Below are 21387 nucleotides of genomic sequence, written 5' to 3'. Positions count from 1 at the left end.
ACGATCTCCAGCATGCCGGTCGATCGTCTTCTGCCCTCCGAAGAAGCCAACGAGCTGATCGCGCTGACCCGGGACGTCGCCGACAAGCTGCTGAACCCCATCGTCGACGAGCACGAGAAGTCGGAGACCTACCCCGACGACGTGTTCGCGCAGTTGGGCGCGGCAGGTCTGCTGAGCCTGCCGCAGCCGGAGGAATGGGGCGGTGGCGGTCAGCCGTACGAGGTCTATCTGCAGGTGCTCGAGGAGATCGCCGCTCGGTGGGCGGCCGTCGCGGTCGCGGTCAGTGTGCACAGCCTGTCGTCGCACCCGCTGCTGACCTTCGGCACCGACGAGCAGAAACTGCGCTGGTTGCCGGAGATGTTGTCGGGCAACTCAATTGGTGCGTACAGCCTGTCCGAACCCCAGGCGGGTTCCGACGCGGCGGCGCTGCGGTGCGCCGCGGTTCCCGTCGACGGGGGTTACGTGCTGAACGGGTCGAAGTCGTGGATCACCCACGGTGGCATTGCGGACTTCTACACGTTGTTCGCCCGCACCGGCGAGGGCTCCCGCGGCATTTCGTGCTTCCTGGTGCCGAGCGATCTGCCGGGGCTGACGTTCGGCAAGCCCGAGGAGAAGATGGGGCTCTCCGCCATCCCGACGACGTCGGCGTTCTACGACAACGCGGCACTCGACGCCGATCGCCTCATTGGCGCCGAGGGTCAAGGGTTGTCCATCGCGTTCAGTGCGCTCGACGCGGGAAGGCTGGGCATCGCCGCGGTGGCGACCGGTATCGCCCAAGCCGCCCTGGACGACGCCTGCCGCTACGCCAATGAGCGAACGACGTTCGGCCGCAAGATCATCGACCATCAGGGACTGGGCTTCCTGCTCGCCGACATGGCCGCCGCGGTGGGCAGCGCAAGGGCCACCTACCTGGACGCCGCACGACGTCGCGACCAGGGGCGGCCGTACTCCTCGCAGGCCAGCATCGCCAAGATGGTGTGCACGGATGCGGCGATGAAGGTCACGACCGACGCCGTTCAGGTGTTCGGTGGCGCCGGCTACACCCGCGACTACCGCGTCGAGCGCTACATGCGCGAAGCCAAGATCACGCAGATCTTCGAGGGCACCAACCAGATCCAGCGACTCGTCATCGCCCGCGGACTCGCAACGGTGTAGACCGGAGGAGTGACTACTGCGCCGGCAATCCTCCTGTACGACGGCACCTGCGGGTTCTGTGACGGCGCAGTGAAGTTCGTTTTGCGGGTGGACCGGGTTGGCACGATGCAGTTCGCCGCGCTCGAGAGCGACTTTGGCGTGGCAGTTCGCGAGCGCCACCCGGAACTGGCCGGGGTGGACTCCGTGGTCTACGTCGAGGCCCCCGAGAGCGCCGAAGAACGGGTGCTCGTGCGCTCGGAGGCGGCCCTGCGCGTGGCCCGCTATCTCGGCGGCCCGTGGCGGGTTCTCGGGGCGGTCGCCGGCCTGATTCCCGCACCTGTCCGCGACTTCCTGTACGACCGATTCGCGGCCGTCCGCTACCGCGTATTCGGCCGAGTGGACGCCTGTGCGTTGCCGGCGCCGGACGTCCGAGCCCGGTTCATCGCCTAGCGAGTTATCCACAGTTGGCGTTTCATCCACAGGGGCGGGGCGCGTTGACTCAGCCGAAATGCGCGCGAGATGCCGCGAAAGCTGGGGTCGTTGCCTCACCGGAAATGCGCGCGTACGGCGCGCCTGCGTGATCTGTCAGCAATGACCTCGGTAGGCCGGAGCGATGGGGTTGACGATGACCGAGCGCAAGGCAGTGACCGAAACGACTGCCATCCGTTATTCACTGGCAGACAAACGAGCCAAGGGCGTGATTCTGGATGAGTTGTGCGCCACCACGGGATGGCACCGCAACCACGCCCGTAAGGCGCTCACGACGGCATTACGGCCCAAACTGGTCACACCGAGACGTCCGCGGCCACCGACCTACGGACCGGAGGTCGTTGCCGCGTTGACGGTGTGCTGGACGGTGTTGGGGATGCCGGCCGGTAAGCGCCTGGCGCCGATGCTGGGCGAACTGCTTGCGGTGTTGCGCCATTTTGGGGAGTTGGTCCTCGATGAGGACATCGCGACGCTGTTGGTGTCGATGTCGGCGGCCACCATCGACCGGCGGCTGGCTCCCGAACGGCGCAAACACCAGCTCAAGGGGCGCGCCACCACCAAGCCGGGATCGCTGCTGAAGAGTCAGATTCCGGTGCGGACCTGGGCCGACTGGGACGACGGGCGACCGGGGTTCGTCGAGATCGACCTGGTCTGCCACGACGGGGGAAGCCTCACCGGCCCGCATGCGTTCACCTTGACCGTCACCGACATCGCCACCGGCTGGACCGAGAACCGCTCTGTGCCCAGCAAATCAGCCAAATGCGTGCTGGCCGCTGTGAACGACATCGCCGCCAAGATGCCGTTCCCGATCCTGGGCGTGGATTCGGACAACGGATCGGAATTCATCAACGTCCACTTGTTGGCCTGGTGTGAACAACGTCAGATCACCTTCACCCGGGCGCGGCCAGGAAACAAGAACGACGGCTGCCACGTCGAGCAGAAGAACTGGGCCGTGGTTAGGCAGGTAGTTGGCTATCACCGCTACGACACGGCATCAGAGTTGTTGTTGCTCAACGAGATCTGGCAGCTGCAGTCCAAGCTGACCAACTACTTCTACCCGCAGCAGAAACTCGTGTCCAAGGTCCGTACCGGAGCCAAGGTGTCCAAGAAGCACGACATCGCCACCACCCCATTCCACCGCGCGATCGATCACCCGAACACACCCGTGCAGCGCATCGTGGCGCTGACTCGGACCTACTCCATGGTCAATCCTGCCGCCGTCCAACGCCAGATCCACTCCCTGACCGCACAACTTCTCGCCATGACAACCAGCAAAGCCGACGCCAGCATCAACAAGCGCGCACGCTCAAATGAGGCAACGAAGAGTCCCACGCGCGCATCTTGACGTGAGGCAACACGCGGGGTTCTCGCTCGCAGTTTCGACGATTTCGGCCGAGCCGGTCCCTAGATTCGAATGCATGTTCGACTCGTTGGTGGCAGCGACGGCCGGTATGCATGGCACCGGTGCGGTGGGTGCGTGGGCGCGGGTGGAGTCCGCGGCATGTGCCCGTCGGTTGGCGGCGATGGTCACGGTCCTGGAGGCCGCGTACGCACTCGACGGGTCCGCGGACCGCGACCAGTGGTGTCACGACAACTGGGACGCCGTCTGCGACCAGGTCGGTGCGGCGCAGCGGATGACCGGTCGATCGGTCTCGAATCTGTTGTTGACGGCGGTGGCGTTGAAGGAACGCTTCCCGAAGGTCGCGGCGATCTTCGCCGCCGGGCTGCTCACTCTGGCGCAGGTCCGGGTGATCGTGACCCGCTCGGCGGCGGTGACCGACCCCGACACCCTGGCTCAGCTCGACGAGGCCCTCGCGGAGGCGGTGGCCCGCTGGGAGCCGATGTCGCTGGACCGGACGGAGAAGACCATCGACGAGTTCATCGCCCGGCTCGACCCGTTGGCGTTGCACCGCGTCCAGACTCGCGCGCGGGGTCGGTCGGTGGACATCGCCGTCGACGACGGTAGTGGGATGGCGCAGTTGTTCGCGACGCTGTTCGTCCCGGATGCCGAGGCCTTCGAGGCCCGGTTGGACGCGTTGGCCGACACGGTGTGTCGGCATGATCCGCGGACGCGGGATCAGCTCCGCTCCGATGCGATCGGCGCTTTGGGCCGCGACCAGGACCGCCTGCCATGCCTGTGCGGTCGGGAGGACTGCACCGCCGCGCAGAACCCACCCGCCGGCGGTGTGGTCGTCTACGTCATCGCGCACCAGGACGGCCTCGGCGACCCCGCCCAGGATCCCCCACCGCCGCCTCCTGATGGGCCCCGCCCCGATGCCCCCGACGTTCTCGATAGCGCCGGCGATAGCGCGCCTGCCGAGGAACACTCAGGCCTCGACGGGCTCGTGCCGCCGGTGTTCATCCGCCCACCCGAGGGCCGCCCACTGACCGACGGGCTCGTCCCGCGCACCCCCGGGTTCCTGAATCACCTTCGGCCGGCGATCACGACCCGCGGCCGGTTTCTGCCCGGCCCGGTGTTCCGACGCGTCATGCTCAACGCCGCCATCGCCGAGATCTTCCATCCCGGCCAGGCCCCACCCGAACCGCGATACCGGCCGTCGAAGAAGTTGGCGGACTTCGTCCGATGCCGCGATCTGACGTGCCGGTTCCCGGGCTGCCACGAACCGGCCACCAATTGCGATGTGGACCATACGATTCCGTGGCCCTACGGCCCTACACAAGCCGCCAACCTGAAAGCGCTTTGCCGTCGACATCACTTGCTGAAAACGTTCTGGCCCGGCTGGCGAGACCGGCAATACCCAGACGGCACAGTCGAGTGGACCGATCCGGAGGGGCGCACGCACGTGACGACCCCGGGGAGTCGGCTGCTGTTCCCCGACCTCTGCGAACCCACCGCACCGGTCACCGGAGCCACCCAGCCACCGGCCAGTTACGCACCGGGGCTGACCATGCCGCGCCGCAAGACCACCCGCGCCCAAGACCGCGCCCGCTGCATCACCCGCCAACGCGAACAGAACCGGCAACTCGCTGAAGAGGGGTGGGACCTCGATGACGTTGGTAATCAAGCGGTTTCAACCGACGGGCCGGGCTAGCCCCCGGTGGGTGAGGTCGAGGGCGGGCTGCTGCTGGTCGCGCTGGACGATGTCGTGAAGGTCGGCGAGGGGACCTGTCGTGCTGGAGGTTTCAGTCCGGTAGGTCTTCGGGCGGCGAGGTCACGGTGACCAGCGTGCCGCGGCCCGCATCGGAGTCGATGGTCATGCGACCGCCCATCGAGTCGAAGCGGGCTTGTAGCGATGCCAGCCCGATGTGCCCCTCGGCCACCCGCTGATCCACGATCGACGGTTCGAATCCCACCCCGTCGTCGGCGACCGTGAGCACGACGCGGTCGCCCTCGCGGAACATCCGAACGGACACTTCGCTGGCGCCCGCGTGCTTGGTGACGTTGGTGAGCAGCTCGCGTGCCGCGCGGTACAGCAACGCCTGCGAGAGCGGCTTGCCAACGTCGTCGAGCTCGGCGCCGACGATGAAATCGCCACGGTTCTCGAACTGCCGCAACAGCTCTCGTATCCCCGGGGTGAGGCCCAGCTGTGCGAGCACCTGCGGATGCAGCGCCGTCACCGTCGAGCGCAGGCCCGCAGCCGTATCGTTCAGCGCCGCGTAGACCATGTCCAGCGCAGGGTCGGGCGTGCGTTCGCGCACCTCGTCGAGTTCCAGGCGCGCCGCGAGCAGAGTCTGCAGCGGGCCGTCGTGCAGATGCTCGGCCAGTTCACGATTGGTGCGTTCGTCGGCCTGCATCGACTCGGCCACCAGCCTGCGGCGCACGTCGAGCAGCGCGGTGACCCGGGCCGCGCGCCGCGTCAGCACCAGGCACAGCGCCGTCGTGGCGACCGCCAGCCAGATCAGGAAGCCGAACTGCAGATAGACGACGTCCGGCAGGCCGATGTGGTCGTCGCGCTTGGAGTAGACGATCCATGCGCCGAGGTAACACGCCGCGGTGCCCAACCCCAGCACGCCCGTCAGGACCGGCCGGTCGCCGAATGCGACGGACAGCGGTAGCAGGAAGAACACCGGCAGCAGCGCGGCGGTCGCACCCCCGGAGACGACGCACAGCGATACGACGGCTAGCACGTCGACGCCCGTCGACAGCCATCCGCCCCACGACGGCACGGGTCCGCGGACGACCAGCACCGCCCACAGCAGCGCCGCCACGGCGTAGACGCCGAGGATCGTGGTGTAGACCTGCGGCAGCCAGCTGTCGACCTCCCACAGCCACACCAGGACGCCCATCAGTGCGATCAGCGGAAGGCGAAGCAGCGCCGAGACGCGGACGGGTTCTGTGGCGAAGTAGTCGACCATTCGCCGAACGGCGCGCTGCACCGCTATTCCAGCAGCCCGCGGCGCATCGCCTCCGCGACGGCCGCCCCGCGGTCCCCGACGCCGAGTTTCTCGTAGAGCCGCTGCACGTGGGTCTTCACCGTGGACGGCGCCAGGAACATGTGCTTGGCCATCGCGGGGATGGTCTGCCCGCTGGCGATGTGCCCGAGCACTTCGCGCTCACGCGGGCTAAGGGTCGGAGTGTCGGCGACGTTGCGGCGCTGGATCTCGCCGACCAGTCCGGCGGCGAGGTTCGGTGCGACGACGTCGCGTCCCTCGGCACAGTTCAGCACCGCGTCGACCAGTTCGGCGCGGCTGGATTCCTTGGAGATGAACCCCGCCGCTCCGTCCTGCAACGCGCTGTAGACGATCGCGGACTCGTCGTGCGCTGAAAGCAGGAGGACCCGTGTCGGCAGCTGGTCGCGACGGACCGCGGCGGCGACCTGCGCGCCATCGAGGCCGGGCATCCGGTAGTCCAGTAGGGCGACCTGCGGCCCGTGCTCACGAATCAGGGCCAGCGCCGCCACTCCGTCGGCGGCCTCCGCGATCACCTCGATGGTGCCGCTTGCGGACAGGGCGCGGATGACGCCGTCGCGGAACAGCGGATGGTCGTCGCCCACCACCACGCGCACCTTCTCGCCCGCCACGCCGTCAGCTTGGCACAGAGAGATCAATCTGCACTGCCGGACGAGGCCTCTCCCGCGCGCGTCCGGCCGGCCATACCAATCAGTTCCTCGTGCAGTTCGAACCACACCGTGTGATAGCTGTCGACCATCGGGCGGGTGAGCCACGACATGTCGCCACCCTGCGCCCGCCGCAACGCCGCGTCGAGCCGCTCGGCATAGGCGTGCAGCCGCGGGATCAGCTCGCCCGCGGCGGCGATCACCGGCAGCACCTCGCGGTGAAGCTCGTCGAGGTCGGCCAGCACGGCGGCCGCGCCGTCGCCCGCGTCGGTATCCCGCGCCACCTGCCACCGCGAGATCAGGGGCTTGAAGTCGGCGTTGACGACGAGGAACCGTTCGTACAGCTCGTTCACCGCCCGCGGGTCGACGGCGGCGCGCTCGACGGCCAGCAGCTCCGCCAGGCGGGTCCTACCGTCGTCGGTCAGCCGCACCCACGGCCCGTCCACGAGCAACCCGGCGGCGACCAATCCGTCGACGGCATCGGGCAGATCCGCCCGTCCGGCCCGGCCCTTCAACCGGACCGCCTGCAGGACGGTCAGGTCGGCCGCGCCGCTCATCGGGCGGCCCGCCCGGCGGCGACGAGTACCGCCCGCAACGGCGCGGCCTGCACTGCGTCGGCGTGACGCACGAGGTCGGTGAACCGCTGCACGTCCGGGGAGTCGGCCGGCGCGGACGGCGTCGACTCCCCGCCGCGCACTTCACCGGTGTCGCCGTCGACGGTCACGACCTGGCCGGCCAGCCGCGCGGTGACTCCGACTCCGCACCCGACGACCGCGGGTATGCCGAGTTCACGCGCCACGATCGCGGCGTGACTGCTGGCGCCGCCCACCTCGGTGACGACGGCTTTGGCGCTGACGAGCCCGGCGACGTCGTCGGGGCTCGTCGTCGGTCGCACCAGGACGACGTCTCGTCCCTCGTCGGCCGCGGCGATGGCCTCCTCGCTGGTCACGCAGACCAGACCCGACGCGACTCCCGGACAGGCCGCCATCCCGGTGGCCAGCGGCGGGCCGGACGGCTCGCTTGCCGACCGCGCCGTCAGGACCCATTCGAGTTGCTCGGGCGTCACCCGGCGCAGCATCTCGGCCTCGTCGATGAGCCCCTCGTCGTGGAACGCGACCGCAAGGCGCACCGCGGCCCGCGGCGACCGTTTCGCCACCCGCGACTGCAGCAGCCACAACCTGCTGGACTCCACAGTGAACTCGACGTCCTGCACGTCGGCGGAGAGCCGTTCCAGGACAGCGCCCGCCTCGATCAGCTCCCGGTAGGCGTCGGGTAGCCGGTCCCGCATCGCGCTCAGCGGTTCACAGTCGCTGGTGCCCGACACCACGTCGTCGCCCTGGGCGGCGGGCAGCCATTCGCCGAACGGTTCGGAGGCGCCCGTCGCCGGATCGCGGGTGAAGAGCACCCCGGTTCCCGACCGGGCATCGAGATTGCCGAAGACCATGGCCTGCACCACGATCGCGATATCGCCCCGCTGCAGGCCGTGATGCGCACGGTAGGTGCTCACCCGGCTCGACGACCACGAGGCCACCACCGCCACCAGCGCGCCGCGGAGTTGGTCGAGGGGTTCGTCGGGCACGACCCGGCGGTAGCCCCGGCGGAACCGGTCGCGGATGTCGGTGGCGAAGCGGTCCGAATGCCGGTCGCCGAGCGCCTCGAGGACCGCGTCGTCCACACCGACGTTCAGGACGGTGTCGAGCATGCCGGGCATCGACGTCGCACCGCTGCTGCGGACCGACAGCAGGAGTGGCCGGGGACCGCTGCCGAACGTGCTTCCCGTCTGCCTCTCCAGCACCGCCAGCCCGTCCAGCACATCCGGCCACAACCGGTCGACGATCGCGATGTGGTCCTCGGCACATCCGTCACACCATTGCGCGGTCACGCAGAACGCCGGCGGGACCGGCAGACCGCGGCTTGCCATCGCCGCGATCGCCCGGCCCTTACCGCCGACGACCGCCAGGACGGGGTTGCTCGTGTCCCCGTCCAGTGCCGTCGAGCTGTGGCGATGCGCGGTGTGAACGGGTCGGCTACCTGCGCCGAGTGTCATCGCTGCGCTCCGTCGTCTCGCCAGGTGGGGCGTTTCACATTTCGAGAATGTTCGAGTGTAAGCAGGCGGGTGACGACGCGTGGAAGGCAGGCGAGACAATGTTCTGGCAGCGTTCGAGGTGCCCCACTGAGCGACAGCGGGTGCTCGCCGGGTAATGAATCGGCGCGCTGTACCGAATACTTGGGGGTCACTGCCCTCGCAGTGATCCAGACAGGGGTTTCACACCGTATGGCCGATCAACTCGCACACGCCACCGAGGCGCTTCGCCGGGCACTCGTCCAGAACGACCGGTTGAAGACGCAGAACCGGGCTCTGCTCGAGCGATCGGGTGAACCGATCGCCGTGGTCGGCATGTCGTGTCGATTCCCCGGCGGGGTGAATTCGCCCGAGGACCTGTGGGACATGGTGTCGTCCGGTCGGGACGTGGTGTCGGACATGCCCGACGATCGCGGATGGGACGTCGCGGGCCTCTACGACGCCGATCCGGACGCACCGGGCAAGTCCTATGCCCGCTCCGGTGGCTTCGTCGACGGCGTCGCCGACTTCGATGCCGGGTTCTTCGGGATCGCCCCCAGCGAGGCGCTTGCCATGGATCCGCAGCAGCGCATGCTGCTGGAGCTGTCGTGGGAGGCGTTGGAACGCGCGGGCGTCGACCCGACGTCCCTGCGTGGGAGCGCGACGGGCGTGTTCGCCGGCGTCATCGCGGGTGGGTACGGCATGTCCTCCGACAGCATCGAGGGCTACCGCCTCACGGGCATGACCTCGAGCGTCACGTCGGGCCGCGTCGCGTACGTGCTGGGCCTGGAGGGCCCCGCGGTCTCCATCGACACCGCATGCTCGTCCTCACTGGTCGCCCTCCACATGGCGGTGCAGGCGCTGCGGCTCGGCGAATGCGACATGGCGCTGGCGGGTGGGATCACGGTGAACGCCACCCCGACCATCTTCGTGGAGTTCAGCCGCCATCGGGGGCTGGCGACCGACGGTCGCTGCAAGCCCTACGCGGGGGCGGCCGACGGCGTCGGCTGGGCCGAGGGCGGCGGCGTGCTCGCCGTCGAACGGCTCTCGGATGCGCAACGGCTGGGCCACCCGATCCTCGCGGTGGTCCGCGGCTCGGCGGTCAACCAGGACGGCGCCTCGAACGGGCTGACGGCGCCGAACGGGCCGTCACAGCAGCGAGTGGTCCGCGCCGCGCTGGCCAACGCCGGCCTGTCGACGGGGCAGGTGGACGTCGTCGAGGGCCACGGCACCGGTACCCCCCTCGGTGACCCCATCGAGGCGCAGGCGCTGCTCGGAACGTACGGCCAGGACCGCACGCAGCCGCTGTGGCTCGGCTCGGTCAAGTCGAACATGGGTCACACCCAGGCCGCGGCAGGCGTGGCGGGTGTCATCAAGATGATCATGTCGATGCGCCACGAGACGCTGCCCGTGACGCTGCACGTCGACGCCCCCAGTCCCCACGTCGACTGGACCGCAGGCGCCGTCTCGCTGCTGACGGAGCCGCAGCCGTGGCCCGCTGGACCGACGCCCCGCCGCGCGGGTATCTCGTCGTTCGGCATCAGCGGCACCAACGCCCACGTGATCGTCGAATCGGCCCCGCCGGTCGAGGTCGAGGCGGAAGCGCCGACGCCGCCGCTGCCCGCCGTGCTGCCCTGGGTGCTCTCGGCGAAGTCCGCGACCGCGCTCCGCGGGCAGGCGGCCCGGTTGACCGATCATCTCGTCACGCATACCGACCTCGACAGCCGCGACGTGGCATGGACGCTAGCGGGGCGGACGTCCTTCGAGCACCGCGCGGTGGTCCTCGGCGCCGACCGTGACCAGCTGCTCACCGGCCTGTCGGAGCTGGCGTCCGACGCCGACATCACTCGGGTGATCCGCGGCACGGCCACGCCGGTCGGCAAGGTGGCGTTCGTCTTCCCCGGCCAGGGCAGTCAATGGCTTGGCATGGGTATCGAATTGATGTCCAGCTCCACGGTTTTCGCCGACAAGATGACGGCCTGCGCCGAAGCGCTGGCGGAGTTCGTGGACTGGTCACTGCTCGACGTGCTTCGCGGCGAGGCCGGTGCAGCCGGCCTGGACCGCGTCGACGTCGTGCAGCCTGCCCTGTTCGCCGTCATGGTGTCGCTGGCTGAGCTGTGGCGTTCGGTTGGCGTCACGCCGGACGCCGTCATCGGACACTCCCAGGGTGAGATCGCCGCCGCCCACGTCGCAGGCATTCTGTCGCTTCGCGACGCCGCGATGGTGGTGGCGCTGCGCAGCAAGCTGCTGGTCGAGTTGTCCGGTTCCGCGGGCATGGTGTCGTTGGCGTGCGGTGTCGACCGTGCCCGGGAGTTGTTGGCAGGCATCGACATTCAGCCCGACCAAGCCGACATCGCGGTGATCAACGGCCGATCGGCCGTCGTGGTGTCCGGCGAGTCCTCGGCGCTCGATGCGCTCGTCCGGCAGTGCGAGGCGCTGGAGATCCGCGCCCGCCGCATCGACGTCGACTACGCGTCGCACTCCGCTCAGGTCGAGGCCATCGACGGCCGGCTCCAGGACGCGCTGGCAGGCATCGACCCCCAGTCGACCCGCACGGCATTCTTCTCCACCGTCACAGGTGATCTCGTCGACGGCGCCACCCTCGACGCCGGCTACTGGTACCGCAACATCCGGCAGACCGTCCAGTTCGACCAGGCCGTGCGCGCCGCGTGCCGCCACGGCTACCGCGCCTTCGTCGAGACCAGCCCGCACCCCGCCCTCATCGCGGGCGTCGAGGACACCGTCACCGACGCCACCGACGGTGGCCAACCGGTCGTGGTGCCCACACTGGGGCGCGACGAAGGCGGTCTCGATCGCTTCCTGGCCTCGGCCGCACAGGCGTTCACCTCCGGCATCGCCGTGGACTGGCGCGCCGTGTGCGACGGTGGCCGGCTGGTCGACGTCCCGACGTACGCGTTCGACCGCAGGCGCTTCTGGCTGTCCGGCGGCGGGACGGGGACCTCGGACGCCTCGGGCTTCGGCCTGAACGGCGCTGCCCACCCCCTGCTCGGCGCGATCGTCGAGGTGCCCGAGACGGGTCAGATCGTCCTCACCGGCCGACTCGCGGTGGCGACTCAGCCATGGCTGGCCGATCATGCCGTCGGCGGCGTAATCCTCTTCCCCGGTACGGGATTCGTGGAACTGGTGATCCGTGCCGGTGACGAGGCCGGGTGCCCGGTCATCGAGGAACTGACCCTGCAGGCGCCGCTCGTCGTGGCGCCGTCCGGCGTTCCCATCCGCGTGCTCGTCGGTGCCCCCGAGGAGTCCGGTTCGCGCACGGTGTCGGTATTCTCCCGAGCCGACGACGGCGAATCGCCGTGGGTGCTGCACGCCGAAGCCGTCGTCGGCTCGGGCGGCGGTGAGCCCGCGGCAGACCTGTCGGCATGGCCGCCGGCGGGCGCCGTGGCGGTGGACGTCAGCGACGCCTACGAGGGACTCGCCGCACGCGGTTACGAGTACGGTCCGGCGTTCCGCGGATTGACCGCGGTGTGGCAACGCGGCGACGAGGTCTTCGCCGAAGTCACCGTCCCGCAGGACGTCGCGGCCGCCGAGTTCGGCGTACATCCCGTGCTACTGGACGCGTCGATGCACGCGATCGCCCTGGCCGCCGCGGATCACGAACTGGCACTGCCCTTCTCCTGGCAGCAGGTGTCGCTACACGCGGCGGGAGCGTCGTCGGTGCGCGCCAGGATCGCGCCCGTCGGGCCCAATTCGGTGTCCATCGAGCTCGCCGACGGACTGGGGCTACCGGTCCTGTCGGTGGGCTCGATGACCACGCGGCCCGTCAGCGCCGAGCAACTCGCACTGGTGGGTCGCGCAGGCAGCGACGGCGAACTGTTCGAGGTGGAGTGGTCCCCGGTTGCGGTGCCCGAGGTCTCCCAGCCGACGGCCGATTCCTTCACCGTTTACGAATCCCATTCGGTCACAGATGATTCCGCCGACGTGGCGGAGCGCACCCACGCGACGGTGCACCGCGCCCTGGCACGACTGCAGTCCTGGCTCGCCGAGGAGTCCGCGCCGACGCTGGTGGTCGTGACGCACGGGGCGATGGCCCTGCCGGGTGAGGACGTCACCGACCTGGCGGGTGCGGCCGTCTGGGGTCTGGTGCGCGCCGCGCAGACCGAGAACCCCGGCCGCATAGTCCTCGTCGACGCGATCGGCGAGCTGGACGTCCCCACCGCCCTGGCCGTCGGCGAACCGCAGCTCGTGCTGCGGGCCGGTGTGCCCCACACCGCCCGCGTGGTGCGCAGCCGCGGGACCGACGCCGTGCTGCAGCCGCCACTCACGGGCAAGCCATGGCGCCTTGGCATCGCGACGGCGGGCACGTTCGACAACCTTGCCCTCGAAGAGGTGCCAAACGCCAACGAACCGTTGCGAGCGGCCCACATTCGCGTCGAGATGAACGCCGTCGCCGCCAACTTCCGCGACGTGATGATCACCCTCGGCATGTTCACCCACGACGCGCTGCTCGGCAGCGAGGGCGCGGGCGTCGTCGTCGAGGTCGGCGAGGGCGTCACGGAATTCGCCGTCGGCGACCGGGTGATGGGGTTGTTCCCCGAGGGCACCGGCACCGTCGTCCAGGCCGACGCCCGGCTGGTGGCGCCGATCCCGACCGGCTGGACGGACGCCGAGGCCGCCGCGACGCTGGTCGTGTTCACCACCGCGTACTACGGCCTGCGTGAGCTGGCCGACGTGCAGCCCGGCCAGTCGATCCTGATCCACGCCGCCACGGGCGGTGTCGGCCTGGCCGCCGTGCAGCTGGCCAGGCACTGGGGTCTCGACGTCTTCACCTCCGCCAGCCGTCCGAAGTGGAACACGTTGCGGACCATGGGCTTCGACGACGACCACATCGGCGACTCGCGCAGCCTCGACTTCGAGCAGAAGTTCGCCGAGGTCACCGACGGACGCGGTTTCGACGTGGTGCTCGACTCGCTGGCGGGTGACTTCGTCGACGCCTCGCTGCGTCTGCTGCCGCGCGGTGGCTCGTTCCTGGAGATGGGCAAGACCGACATCCGCGACGCCGACACCGTCGCCGCCGCCCATCCGGGGGTGCGCTACCGCGCGTTCGACCTCTTCGAGCCCGGCCGTCCGCGGATGCACGAGTACATCGTCGAGCTGTCGAGGATGTTCGAAGCCGGCATACTGACGCCACTGCCCGTGACCACCTGGGACATTCGCCGCGCACCGGCCGCGCTGCGGTACCTCAGCCAGGCGCGCCACGTCGGCAAGATCGTGATGACCATGCCCGAGGCGTGGACGCGTGGCACCGTGCTGATCACCGGCGGCACCGGTATGGCAGGCGCGTCGGTGGCCCGGCACGTGGTCGCCCATCACGGCGTCCGCCACCTGGCGCTGCTGTCCCGCCGTGGCGCCGACGCCCCCGGTGCCCGCGAACTCGTCGCCGAGCTGACCGCAGCGGGTGCCGACGTGCAGGTGCTCACCGCGGATGCCGCCGACCGTGGCGAGCTGCGCACCGCACTCGCCGCGCTCGACACCGCACACCCGCTGTCCGGGGTCATCCACGCCGCCGGTGTTCTCGACGACGCCGTCGTGGGATCGCTGACGCCGGAACGCATCGACACCGTGTTGCGGGCCAAGGTCGACGCGGCCTGGAATCTGCATCAGCTCAGCCTCCAGACGAATGTCGCTGCGTTCGTGATGTTCTCGTCGATGGCCGGCGTCGTCGGCTCTTCCGGACAGGCGAACTACTCGGCCGCCAACACCTTCCTCGACGCGCTGGCCGCCCACCGACGCGCCCACGGACTGCCCGGGACATCCCTGGCCTGGGGTCTGTGGGAGCAGGCCAGCGACATGACCGGTCATCTCGCGGACGCGGACCTGTCCAGGCTGGGTCGAGACGGCATCCTGGCGATGTCGACCGACGACGCGATGGCGCTGTTCGACTCGGCGCTGGTGGTCGGCGAACCGCTGCTGGCTCCCGTCCGGATCGACCGTGCGGCCTTGCGGTCGCGATCGGCCGAAGGCCTGTTGCCGCCAATGTTCGCGCAGCTCGCCAACACCTCCGCCCGTCGCCGCGTCGACGACTCGTTGGTGGCGGCGAAGTCGAAGTCCGTTCTAGCGCAACGTCTGCACGGTCTCAATGAACAGGGTCAGCAGGCGTTGGTGCTCGACCTGTTGCGGTCGCACATGGCCGCCGTCCTCGGTAACACCGAGCCCGAGGCCATCACCGCCGAACTCGCCTTCTCCGATCACGGCTTCGACTCGCTGACGGCGGTCGAACTCCGGAACCGGCTGAAGACGGCGACCGGGCTCGCGCTCTCGCCGACGCTCATCTTCGACTACCCGACGCCGGTGGCGTTGGCCGGTTACATCCGCCAGGAGCTCGCGGGCGCGCCGCAGGACGTGACGCACACCACGACGGTCTCGTCGGTCGCCGACGAGCCGATTGCGATCGTCGCCATGTCCTGCCGCTATCCCGGTGGCGTCGACTCACCAGAATCCCTGTGGGACATGGTCGCAGCGGGTCGGGACGTCATATCCGACTTCCCGACCGACCGCGGTTGGGATCTCGCCGGCCTGTTCAGTACCGATGCCGACGACGCAGGCAAGTCCTACGCCAACACCGGCGGCTTTCTCTACGACGCGGCCGACTTCGACCCGGCCTTCTTCGGGGTGTCCCCGACCGAGGCCCTTGCCATGGATCCGCAGCAGCGACTGTTCCTCGAACTCGCCTGGGAGGGACTCGAACGCGGTGGCATCGACCCGACGTCGCTACGCGGCAGTGCCACCGGTGTGTTCGCCGGCGTCTACGCGCAGGGTTACGGCGTCGGCGCCGAGGGCGCCGAGGGCTTCCGGCTGACGGGTCAGGCCTCCAGCGTGGCGTCGGGCCGGGTGTCCTACGTGCTCGGTCTCGAGGGTCCCGCAGTGTCGATCGACACCGCATGCTCGTCGTCGCTGGTGGCGCTGCACATGGCGGTGCAGGCCCTGCGTACCGGTGAGTGCGATCTGGCGCTGGCCGGCGGTGTCACCGTCAACGCCACCCCGGACATCTTCGTCGAGTTCAGCAGGCAGCGCGGCCTGTCGTCGGACGGCCGGTGCAAGTCCTTCGCCGGCGCGGCCGACGGCACCGGATTCGCCGACGGCGGAGGCATTCTCGTCGTCGAGCGGTTGTCGGACGCGCAGCGTCACGGCCATCCGGTGCTGGCGCTGGTGCGCGGATCGGCGATCAACCAGGACGGTGCGTCCAACGGGCTCACCGCGCCGAACGGGCCGTCGCAGCAACGCGTCCTGCGCTCGGCGCTGGCCAACGCGGGGCTCAGCGCGTCGGAGGTCGACGTCGTCGAGGCGCACGGCACCGGCACCACGCTCGGTGACCCGATCGAGGCTCAGGCCCTGCTGGCGACCTACGGCCAGGACCGCCGTCACCCGCTGTGGCTGGGCTCGGTGAAGTCCAACATGGGCCACGCCCAGGCCGCCGCCGGTGTCGCGGGCATCATCAAGATGGTCCAGTCGATGCGCCACGAGCAGCTGCCCGCCACACTGCACGTCGACGAGCCCTCCCCGCACGTCGACTGGACGATGGGGTCGGTCGCCCTCCTGACCGAGTCGCAGCCGTGGCCGGAGAACGGCACACCGCGCCGCGCGGGGGTGTCGTCGTTCGGCATCAGCGGCACCAACGCGCACGTGATCATCGAGCAGGCGCCCGCGTCGGAGGTTCCGGTTGGCGACGTCCGCCCGCCCGCCGTCGTGCCGTGGGCACTGTCCGCGAAATCGCCTGACGCGCTTCACGATCAGGCCCGCCGCATCGCCGATCACGTCGAGGCCCACCCCGAGCTCGACACCGTCGACGTGGGCTGGACGCTGGCCGGCCGCGCCGCGTTCGCGCACCGCGCGGTGGTCCTCGGCGGCGACCGGCAGACGCTGCTCGACGAGCTGCGGGCCCTTGCCGAAGACCAGTGCGGGCCCGGCACCGTCGCCGGCCGCGCCTCTGGTTCTGGCAAGACCGCGTACGTCTTCCCCGGCCAGGGTGCGCAGTCCCTCGGCATGGGTCGCGAGCTGCACGCCGAGTTCCCGGTCTTCGCCGACGCGTTCGACGCCGTCACCCGCGAACTGGACCGGCATCTGCTGCGGCCGATCCGCGACGTGATGTGGGGCAGCAATGCCGCCGTGCTCGACTCCACCGAGTTCGCGCAACCCGCGCTGTTCACGGTCGAGGTAGCGCTATTCCGCCTGCTCGAATCCTTCGGCCTGCAGCCGGATTACGTGCTGGGTCACTCCATCGGTGAGCTGACCGCCGCGCACGTCGCGGGGGTGCTGTCGCTGGAGAACGCGGCCGCGCTGGTCGCGGCCCGGGGAAGGCTCATGCAGCGACTGCCCGAGGGCGGCGCGATGGTGGCCGTCTCGTCGAGCGAGGCCGAGATGGCACCGCTGCTCCGCGACGGCGTCGGCATCGCCGCGGTCAACGGGCCGGACTCCGTAGTGATCTCCGGTCCCGAGGACGCCGTCCTGGCGATCGCCGAGGACGCGCGCGCCATGGGCTGTCGGGTGCATCAGCTCTCGGTGTCACACGCGTTCCACTCGTCGCTGATGGAGCCGATGCTCCTCGAGTTCAGCACGGTCGCGGGCGGCATGACGCTGTCCGAACCCTCGATTCCGGTGATCTCCAACCTGACCGGTGAACTGGCGGGTCCGGACTTCGCGACCGCGGCGTACTGGTCGCGGCACATCCTGGAGGCGGTCCGGTTCGCCGACAGCGCCCGGTTCCTCGAGTCGGTGGGTGTCACCCGATTCCTCGAGGTGGGACCCGCGAGCGGCCTCACCGCTTCGATTGCCCTGTCGCTCAACGAGTCCGAGCCGGTCACGGCCTCGACGCTGAAGAAGGACGGCGCGGAGCCCTCCACACTGCTCACCGCGCTGGCCGAGCTCTCGGTGTCGGGAATCGACGTCGACTGGCAAGCGGCGTGCGGCGGTGGTCGACTCCTCGACCTGCCGACCTACGCCTTCCAGCGGCGTCGCTTCTGGCTCGCGGGCGGCGGATCGGGTTCGACCGACGCCGTCGGCCTCGGACTCGGCGGCACCGACCACGCGCTCCTCGGGGCGGTCGTCGAATCGCCGGAGAGCGGTGGAGTGGTGCTGACGGGCCGGCTGTCCACGTCGTCGCAGCCGTGGCTGGCCGACCACGCGGTCGCTGGCGTAGTGCTCTTCCCCGGTGCGGGTTTCGTCGAGTTGGCGATCCGGGCCGGTGACGAGGTGGGGTGCTCGAGCGTCGACGAGCTGATGCTGCACGCCCCGCTGGTACTGCCCGCCGAGGGCGTCGCCGTGCAGGTCGTGGTGAGCCAGGCCGATGAGGCCGGCGGGCGCGTGGTGTCGATCTTCTCGCGGGCCCACCACGACACGGCGAGCTGGATCCTGCACGCCGAGGGCGAGCTGGGCGTCGCGTCGTCTGCACCTGGTGCGGATCTGTCGATCTGGCCGCCGGTCGGCGCCCGCGAGATCGACGTCACCGACGCGTACGCCGAATTGTCGGCACGCGGTTACGAGTACGGGCCGGCCTTCCGCGGCTTGAAGGCAATGTGGCGCCGCGGTGACGAGGTGTTCGCCGAGGTGGCCATTCCACAGGAGCTGCAGGCCAATGGCCTTGGCGTGCATCCCGTCCTGTTGGACGGTGCCCTGCATGCCGTGGTGCTCAGCCGCGAGGACGGCGCCGGCGAGATGGCGTTGCCGTTCTCCTGGCAGAAGGTCTCGCTGCACGCCTCCGGCGCCTCGGCGGTCCGGGCGCGACTGGCCCCCAACGGCGCCAGTTCGATGTCGATCGACCTGGCCGACGGCCTCGGGCTGCCCGTGCTGTCCGTCGAGGCGATGGTCGCCCGTCCGGTGACCGCCCAGCAGTTGGCGGCAGCGGTCGGTGGTTCCGGCGGCGGTGAGCTGTTCGAGGTGGTGTGGTCCGCCGCGACGCCGTCCGCCGAGGCCGTGGCCGCCGAGGCCCCGTTCGAGATCTTCGAATCCGTCGCTGCCGCAAGCCAAGCCGACGATCTGTCCGACGTCTACGGCGCCACGCACGTGGCGCTGGAGCGGCTGCAGGGCTGGCTGGCCGAGGCCTCCGACGCCAGCGCGCCGTCGACACTGGTGGTGACGACCCGCGGGGCCGTTGCCCTGCCCGGTGAGGACGTCACCGATCTGGCGGGCGCCGCGGTGTGGGGTCTGGTGCGGGCGGCCCAGACCGAGCACCCCGGTCGGGTCGTGCTCGCCGATGTGGATTCGGCCTCCGAGCTGGATGCAGCCGCGATCGTCGCCCTCGGCGAACCGCAGGTAGTGATCCGCGACGGCGTCCTGCACACGGCGCGGGTACTTCCGAGCCGGGCGGCCGAATCGCTACTGTCACCGCCCGAGGGTGGTGCGCCGTGGCGGCTGACCGTCGCCGAGGAGGCGTCCACGGGCACGTTCGACGACCTGACGCTGCAAGCGATTCCGGACGCCGACGAGCCGCTGGAATCCGGTCGCATCCGGGTCGCGGTGCGGGCCATCGGGGCCAACTTCCGCGACGTCATGATCGCGCTCGGCCTGTATCCGGGCGGTGGCGTGATGGGCATCGAGGCGGCGGGAATCGTCGTCGAGGTCGCCCACGACGTGACCGAGGTGTCCGTCGGCGATCGGGTGATGGGCCTGTTCCCCGAGGGCACCGGCACCCTGGCCACCACCGACGCTCGCGTCGTCCTGCCCATCCCCGCGGACTGGGGCTACGCGCAGGGCGCGGGCTTCACGGTCGGCTTCGCGACGGCGTTCTTCGCGTTGCGCGGGCTGGCCGACGTCCAACCGGGGCAGTCCGTGCTGATCCATGCGGGCACCGGCGGCGTCGGCATGGCGGCCGTCCAGCTGGCGCGGCACTGGGGTCTGGAGGTGTTCGCCACCGCGAGCCGCCCCAAGTGGGACACGTTGCGGGCCATGGGCTTCGACGACGACCACATCGGCGACTCGCGCACGTTGGACTTCGAGCAGAAGTTCCTCACGGTGACCGGCGGCCGCGGGGTGGACGTGGTCCTCGATTCGCTTTCGGGTGACTTCGTCGACGCGTCCTTGCGCCTGCTGCCGCGCGGCGGGGCGTTCCTCGAGATGGGCAAGACCGACATTCGCGATGCCGACACCATCGCGGCCGCCCATCCCGGTGTGCGCTACCGCGCCTTCGACCTGTTCGAGGCGGGCGCCGACGGCGTCGCACGGATCCTCTCCGGGGTCTCGGCGTTGAGTGACGCCGGAGTGCTGCGACCGCTACCCGTCACCACGTGGGACGTCCGACGGGCACCCGCGGCGCTGCGGCACCTGAGCCAGGCCCGCCACATCGGCAAGGTCGTGCTGACCATGCCCGACGCCTGGGCCGGGGGGACCGTCCTGATTACCGGCGGCACCGGCATGGCGGGCTCGTCGGTGGCGCGGCACGTCGTCGCCAACCACGGCGTGCGCCATCTGGTGCTGCTCTCGCGCCGCGGGCCGGACGCGCCGGGGGCCGCGGAACTCGTCGCCGAGCTGACCGATGCGGGTGCACACGTCCAGGTGGTCGCGGCGGACGCCGCCGATCGGGATGCCCTCGGCAAGTGCCTGGCGGGTATCGACCATCAGCACGCGCTGTCGGCGGTCATCCACACCGCGGGTGTCATCGACGACGCGGTGCTGACCTCGCTGACACCCGACCGGGTCGATGCGGTGTTGCGGGCCAAGGTCGATGCGGCGTGGAACCTGCACGAGCTGACGCGTGAGCTGGATCTGTCGGCGTTCGTGATGTTCTCCTCCATGGCGGGCCTCGTCGGCGCGTCCGGGCAGGCGAACTACTCGGCCGCCAACGCCTACCTCGACGCCCTGGCCGCCCACCGGCGCGCCAACGGCCTACCCGGCATGTCGCTGGGCTGGGGTCTGTGGGAGCAGGCCAGCGGGATGACCGGCCACCTCCAGGACGTCGACCTGGCCCGGCTCAACCGTGACGGCATCCTGGCCCTCGCGGTCGACGACGCGCTGGCCCTGTTCGACGAGGCGCTCACCGTCGACGAGCCGTTCCTGGTGCCCGCGCGCATCGACCGGGTCGCCCTGCGGACCAAGTCCGCTGCGGGCACGCTGCCGCCGATGTTCATCGATCTGATAGCGGGCCCCGCTCGTCGTCAGGTCGGCGACTCGCTAGCCGCCGCCCAGTCGCGATCTGCTCTGTCGCAACGACTTTCGGGTCTACCCACCGACGAGCAGTACGACCTCCTGCTCGACCTGGTGCGGTCGCACATGGCGACGGTGCTGGGGCTGGCGAACCCGCAGTCAATCGCGCCGGACCTGGCGTTCCAGGACCACGGCTTCGACTCGCTCACGGCGGTCGAACTCCGCAACCGGTTGAAGGCGGCGACGGGTTTGACCCTGTCGCCGACGCTGATCTTCGACTATCCGAACCCTGCGGCGATCGCGGAGTACTTCCGCACCCAGCTGGTCGGCGCGTCCGAGCAGGCGCCTGCGACGAATGCGGTCGACGAGGAACTCCAGCGGGTCGTGTCGTCCATCCCCGTCAAGCGGCTGCGGCAGGCCGGCGTGCTGGACATGCTGCTGAACCTCGCCGCCCAGGGCAGCGGGGTGGACACCGGCGACGCTCCTGCGACGGGCGAGCCCCGGTCCCAGGACATCGCCGATATGGACCTCCAGGATCTGCTGGCGGCGTTCGGCGAGGATGACGATGACGATGACGCCTAGGCGTTC

General features: G+C 70.0%; 9 protein-coding genes. 5 read left to right on the top strand and 4 right to left on the bottom strand.

What is annotated here, in order from left to right:
* Nucleotides 1-12: 12 nt before the first annotated feature.
* From QUE68_RS00645 to QUE68_RS00630, 4 genes are all read left to right on the top strand, one after another.
* Nucleotides 13-1155: an acyl-CoA dehydrogenase family protein gene (locus QUE68_RS00645; protein ID WP_284232132.1), complete on the top strand. Its 1143-nt coding sequence runs from the start codon at nucleotides 13-15 to the stop codon at nucleotides 1153-1155.
* A 9-nt stretch (nucleotides 1156-1164) separates the two neighbouring features.
* Nucleotides 1165-1584, top strand: coding sequence for a thiol-disulfide oxidoreductase DCC family protein (locus QUE68_RS00640; protein ID WP_284232131.1), 420 nt, complete (start codon nucleotides 1165-1167; stop codon nucleotides 1582-1584).
* A 163-nt stretch (nucleotides 1585-1747) separates the two neighbouring features.
* Complete coding sequence (locus QUE68_RS00635) at nucleotides 1748-2968, top strand: DDE-type integrase/transposase/recombinase (protein ID WP_284224044.1); 1221 nt, start codon at nucleotides 1748-1750, stop codon at nucleotides 2966-2968.
* A 73-nt stretch (nucleotides 2969-3041) separates the two neighbouring features.
* Entirely contained in the window at nucleotides 3042-4676 is a 1635-nt protein-coding gene (locus QUE68_RS00630) for an HNH endonuclease signature motif containing protein (protein ID WP_284232130.1), read from the top strand.
* Nucleotides 4677-4767: 91 nt separating this feature from the next.
* Here QUE68_RS00630 and QUE68_RS00625 read toward each other — a convergent pair whose 3' ends face one another.
* From QUE68_RS00625 to QUE68_RS00610, 4 genes are read right to left on the bottom strand one after another with little or no spacing between them, the layout of a single operon-like run.
* Nucleotides 4768-5940, bottom strand: a complete 1173-nt coding sequence (locus QUE68_RS00625; RefSeq protein WP_284232129.1) for a sensor histidine kinase — start codon at nucleotides 5938-5940, stop codon at nucleotides 4768-4770.
* Nucleotides 5941-5963: 23 nt separating this feature from the next.
* Nucleotides 5964-6605 (bottom strand): response regulator transcription factor, encoded by a 642-nt coding sequence (locus QUE68_RS00620; RefSeq protein WP_284232128.1) that lies wholly within the window; start codon nucleotides 6603-6605, stop codon nucleotides 5964-5966.
* Between the two features lie 23 nt (nucleotides 6606-6628).
* On the bottom strand, nucleotides 6629-7198 hold the full coding sequence (locus QUE68_RS00615; RefSeq protein ID WP_284232126.1) for a MarR family transcriptional regulator: 570 nt from the start codon (nucleotides 7196-7198) through the stop codon (nucleotides 6629-6631).
* Entirely contained in the window at nucleotides 7195-8688 is a 1494-nt protein-coding gene (locus QUE68_RS00610; protein ID WP_284232125.1) for a pyruvate, phosphate dikinase, read from the bottom strand. Before QUE68_RS00610 ends, QUE68_RS00615 begins: the two co-directional genes overlap by 4 nt.
* 228 nt (nucleotides 8689-8916) lie before the next feature.
* Here QUE68_RS00610 and QUE68_RS00605 point away from each other — a divergent pair, with 228 nt between their 5' ends.
* Nucleotides 8917-21381: a type I polyketide synthase gene (locus QUE68_RS00605; RefSeq protein ID WP_286275004.1), complete on the top strand. Its 12465-nt coding sequence runs from the start codon at nucleotides 8917-8919 to the stop codon at nucleotides 21379-21381.
* Nucleotides 21382-21387 lie beyond the last annotated feature (6 nt).

This window comes from Mycolicibacterium sp. TUM20985 (genome assembly GCF_030295745.1).
Classification (GTDB): Bacteria; Actinomycetota; Actinomycetes; order Mycobacteriales; family Mycobacteriaceae; genus Mycobacterium.
Note: the sequence above shows the minus strand (reverse complement) of the source record. Positions and strands in the feature narration are given on the sequence as shown.

Coding starts and splice junctions, on each gene's coding strand:
- QUE68_RS00645 (WP_284232132.1), top strand. CDS start 13: ATGCCGGTCGATCGTCTTCTGCCCTCCGAAGAAGCCAACGAGCTGATC.
- QUE68_RS00635 (WP_284224044.1), top strand. CDS start 1,748: ATGGGGTTGACGATGACCGAGCGCAAGGCAGTGACCGAAACGACTGCC.
- QUE68_RS00630 (WP_284232130.1), top strand. CDS start 3,042: ATGTTCGACTCGTTGGTGGCAGCGACGGCCGGTATGCATGGCACCGGT.
- QUE68_RS00625 (WP_284232129.1), bottom strand. CDS start 5,940: ATGGTCGACTACTTCGCCACAGAACCCGTCCGCGTCTCGGCGCTGCTT.
- QUE68_RS00615 (WP_284232126.1), bottom strand. CDS start 7,198: ATGAGCGGCGCGGCCGACCTGACCGTCCTGCAGGCGGTCCGGTTGAAG.
- QUE68_RS00610 (WP_284232125.1), bottom strand. CDS start 8,688: ATGACACTCGGCGCAGGTAGCCGACCCGTTCACACCGCGCATCGCCAC.
- QUE68_RS00605 (WP_286275004.1), top strand. CDS start 8,917: ATGGCCGATCAACTCGCACACGCCACCGAGGCGCTTCGCCGGGCACTC.